The organism is Methanobrevibacter sp. (assembly GCF_017410345.1).
Classification (GTDB): Archaea; Methanobacteriota; Methanobacteria; order Methanobacteriales; family Methanobacteriaceae; genus Methanobrevibacter.
Map to the genome: position 1 here is coordinate 1 of NZ_JAFQQZ010000034.1, position 4483 is coordinate 4483.

The 4483-nt window shown below is 37.5% G+C and carries 3 protein-coding genes; 2 read left to right on the plus strand and 1 reads right to left on the minus strand.

The window, feature by feature from the left end:
* Positions 1–97 precede the first annotated feature (97 nt).
* Entirely contained in the window at positions 98–1714 is a 1617-nt protein-coding gene (locus IJE13_RS04495) for a helicase HerA-like domain-containing protein (RefSeq protein ID WP_292777547.1), read from the minus strand.
* Positions 1715–2015: 301 nt separating this feature from the next.
* On the opposite strand from IJE13_RS04495, the gene IJE13_RS04500 reads away from it, so the two are divergent.
* Both IJE13_RS04500 and mmp10 read left to right on the plus strand, forming a co-directional pair.
* A complete protein-coding gene (locus IJE13_RS04500) occupies positions 2016–2930 on the plus strand; it encodes a methanogenesis marker 7 protein (protein ID WP_292777550.1) in 915 nt (304 codons plus the stop codon).
* 177 nt (positions 2931–3107) lie between these two features.
* Complete coding sequence (mmp10, locus tag IJE13_RS04505; RefSeq protein ID WP_292777553.1) at positions 3108–4361, plus strand: methyl coenzyme M reductase-arginine methyltransferase Mmp10; 1254 nt, start codon at positions 3108–3110, stop codon at positions 4359–4361.
* Positions 4362–4483 lie beyond the last annotated feature (122 nt).

The window sequence follows — 4483 nt, forward strand, 5'->3', positions numbered from 1 at the left end:
AAAAATAAAAATAGAATATTGGGTTAAAATTAGAAAAAGATAAAAATAAAACAATTATAATAAAAATAGAAAAAAATAAAAAGAGAAATAATTGAATTTATTTCATGTTTCCAAATATTCCTCTAATGATTCCTTTAGTAACTTCTCTTGCTGCAGTGTTAACAACGGTTGTGGTTGCTTTCTCAACAGTGGTTTTTCTAGTGGTCTTCCTTGTGCTTCTTCTTTTTGATTTTGTAGTTTGCTTTGCCATTTGATCCACTGCTGTTCCGACAGCTATTCCAATAACATCTTCGAGTATTCCCTTTTGTTTAGGAGCATCTTCCGGCGCTTGAGTTTCTTGTTGAGCTGGAGCTTGCTCAGCCTGATTAGGAATTTCCCTAATTGGAGCGTCTTCAGGAATTTCAGTTTGAACATTCGGATTGTTGTCTATCTTATTCAATAGCATCTCATATGCGGACTCCCTATCCACTGCCTCTCTGTATTTGTCTCTAAGTGATGAAATGCTCATGAGTTCCGCTCTGTAATTGTCTTCAATGGCTCCTATGAAGCTTTGAGGAGGCAATATGTCCACTTGCTGTACGATACTTGGAGCTCCTTTTTCTTCAAGAACGGAAACCAATGCCTCACCGGTTCCCAAATTGGAAATGACTTCTGTTGTATCGAATTCAGGGTTTGGTCTGAAGGTTTCAGCAGCAGTCTTAACAGCTTTTTGCTCCTTTGGAGTGTATGCATGAAGTGCATGTTGCACTCTGTTACCAAGCTGTGAAAGGACAGTGTCCGGAATGTCTGATGGACTTTGTGTAATGAAGTATACTCCGACTCCTTTTGAACGAATCAATCTGATAATTTGCTCTACTTTTTTCTGGAATGCCGGTGACATGTCATCAAATAGTAGGTGTGCTTCATCAAAGAAGAAGACAAATTTAGGCTTGTCCAAGTCACCAACTTCAGGCATTGTTTCGTAAAGCTCGGATATCATCCATAACAGGAAAGTGGAGTAAAGTTCCGGTGCTGTTGATAATTTTACAGAGTCCAATACGTTGATCATACCTTTTCCTTCGTCATTGGTTTGCATGAAGTCACTGAGTTCCAATGCAGGCTCTCCGAAGAAGAGGTCTCCTCCCTGATCTTCAAGGGTAAGTATGGATCTAAGAAGGGTGGTTGCTGATTTCTTGGCAACTGCTCCATATTGGTTCTCATAAAGTTCAGCATTATCGCTCACATGATTGATCATGGATTTCAAATCCTTCAGATCAATCAAAAGAAGGTTCTCATCATCTGCAACACGGAATACGATGTTCAATACCCCTTCCTGCGCTTCAGAAAGGTTTAATATTTTTGATAGCAATTGAGGTCCCATTTCAGAGATTGTAACCCTGATAGGCAAACCTTTCTCGCCATACAAGTCCCAGAATTCAACCGGATAGGATTTGAAGACAAATCCCTTTTCAGCGAGATGGTACTTTTCCATTCTCTCATCGATTTTTGCGTTTGTTTCCCCCACTTTCGCAAGGCCTGAAACATCCCCTTTCATATCTGCCAGGAATACTGGAACACCCATGTCACTGAATGCCTCTGCAAGGGTCTTTAAGGTAACTGTCTTACCGGTACCGGTTGCACCGGCTATCAATCCATGACGGTTTGCCATTTTGGATAACAAATAGACTTCTGTATTTTCATTAGCCCCAACTAAGATATTATTTTCTGCATACATGATAACACCTTTTTGATAAACTTGATTAATAAAAAATTATTATAATTAATTTTTATTATATTCTTAATAATATAAAAAATAATATATTTTATTTTTATTCATTGCAATATTTTTTTAGAATATTTTTTAAGAATATTATTTTTTCATTCATTTTCGTGATAAAAATAATAAATTATATAATGGAATAAAAAATATATAGTTATTTAAGATATTTTATCTAATTGATGAATGATGATTTAATAGATTAGATGATTAAATAAATTATGATTATTATATGATTTTTATAAGGTGATGATTTACAATGTATGAAACATTAACATTCACTGGTGGAATTCACAAAAGTGAGGAAATAAAGGAGTTAATTGAGGATTTGGGAGGTTTTGTTCTCCAATCCAACATATTGCAGATGGAACTTGTATTGAACATGGCAGTTCCTATTGATGATGTGGATATTATTAAGGAAAAGGCTAAGGAACTTTTAGGTGAAATATCCATTGCACCTATGGCAGGTTCTGAAATAGCCATTGTTTCTCCAACTCTTGCAAGACATCACCTTCCTCATGCAGCCTGTGACATATCCGAATACCTTAGACGTTACGGTGCAAAGGACAATATGGTCGGTTTGGCTCGCGGTCACGGTAAGGGAACCGCAGGAATCAGTGAAACTGAAAAGGCATTGATTGAAGAGCATGACATAGCCATTTTTGCATTAGGCAGTTTCAAGCAATGCATTATCGATAAGGCTTATCTCTACAATGACATTGACATTCCTGTAATTGTCACCGGAGCTCCTGAAATCGATTTGGAAGAATTGCCTGGTGTGGATGCTTATGTTCCTGGACTCGGTAGAATTCCACGCAGATTGAAAAGGGGAGAAAACATAAGGGCTTTGAAACAATTGGTTGCAACTGTTGAAGAACTTTTGGAAAAACGTAAGAAAGAGCTTGCTCAAGATCCTCCGATTGCACCTTCAATTTTGGTTAAAAACGAGATTGAGACTCAAGTTCCAGCAATCAAGGAAGTCATTTCTCCAACTCCTGTAACAAGCCAACTAAGTGGACTTAGAGTAAAATTGGATTATGACAAATATCATGAGGAAATTGAAAATGTAGTCATTGGAGACCAAAAACTAAAGGACATTGCTGAGATTAAGAAATCCCATTTCTATGATTACATTTTAGTGGAACTTTTAACTGAAAGCTCATTGGTTGATTAATGAATTAATCATTGCCGATTATTTTATTTTTTAACCTTTGTTTTTTATTTATTGCTTATTGAAATTTTCATCATCTTATTTTTTAAAATCAAAAATCATTGTTCATCTTCATATAAAAAACATTATTATATATTTATTTTTTAATTATTTCTTTTTATTTAATGTGTGAGTGAAAAAATGCAAGTTATAGCAGACCTTGGTGGAACTCCCGGAAAAGATTGCAGAGGCTTTTGTAAGTTTTGCTACTTCAGAAAAGTGAAGCCACTTACCGAGGCTCTCGGATGCCAGCACTGCCCACCTAATAAGGTTGGTTGCCCAAGATGTCTGGAAGGAGTTCAGGAGGCAGGAAAGCCATTTCAACAGCCATTTTCCGTACTTAGTGAAGTTCAGATGGCTTTGATGATGAATCCTGTAAGGGATGCTAACTTGAAGGTCAACATCAGCGGAGGGGGAGACGTCAGCTGCTATCCTCACTTGGAAGAGCTTATAGCCGGATTATACCAATGGCAATTGCCTATTCACTTGGGATATACAAGCGGTAAGGGAATCGATGACGGTGACATAGCAAGCCAGTTTCTAAACCAAGGTGTTGACGAGGTAACTTACACCATTTTTGCGGCGGACCCAAAGATCAGAAAGGAATGGATGTTGGATCCAAGTCCTGAAGAATCCCTTAAGGCTGCCCAGCTTTTTGCAGAAGGTGCGGATTTGCATGCTGCTGCGGTCATCATTCCTGGAGTGAATGATGGGGCGGTGCTTCAGAACACCTGTGAAAAGCTTGAGGAATGGGGGGCAAAGGCATTGATGATGATGCGTTTTGCAAACAGCTATGACCAAGGATTGATTTTAGGAAACGAACCTGTCGTCGAAGGAATCGTTCCTCATGAGCCACTTGAGTTTGAAGAGCTTGTCAAGCAGATAAATTCAGAGTATAACCTTAGAGTGACAGGAACTCCATTATCAGACCCTACAATAGGTGCCCCATTCATATTGGCAAAGGATGAATATGAAGAGTTTTTAGGAATCTTGCCTCCTGTTACTGGGGAAGCCACACTTCTGACTTCCAAAATAGCGGCACCTTTCCTAAAGAAGATTTTTGATAAGATTGCTCCTGATAATGTAAATGTAATCGGCACAAAAAAGGATATTGCATGCCTGATGACAAAGCAGGATCTGGAAGTCTTGGACCTTGATGACATTAAGGAAACAGTCATTCTTCCAGGAAGGGCATTCATTCATCAATTGGATGCGGAAAGAATATTGAGTCAGGATGGAAAGAGCCGCCTTGTAGGATATGGTCCGGACACCTTAAGCGTTGATGGTGAATTGAGTAGCGGCATGACTGAAGAAGAGGTAATTGAACATGAGCTCGGTTCATTCATTGATCTTATTCAGGCCATCAATTTCTTTGGAATGAAAAGGGCTTTTTAAACAAATTTTGAATTTTAATTATTCTTGATAATTTATGACAATCTTTCCTAAAAAATAATTTTTCACAAATAAAAAATATAATTTTAATTATATATTATAAAAGGATTTTTTAATTTTTAATT

Coding starts and splice junctions, on each gene's coding strand:
- IJE13_RS04495 (WP_292777547.1), bottom strand. CDS start 1,714: ATGTATGCAGAAAATAATATCTTAGTTGGGGCTAATGAAAATACAGAA.
- IJE13_RS04500 (WP_292777550.1), top strand. CDS start 2,016: ATGTATGAAACATTAACATTCACTGGTGGAATTCACAAAAGTGAGGAA.
- mmp10 (WP_292777553.1), top strand. CDS start 3,108: ATGCAAGTTATAGCAGACCTTGGTGGAACTCCCGGAAAAGATTGCAGA.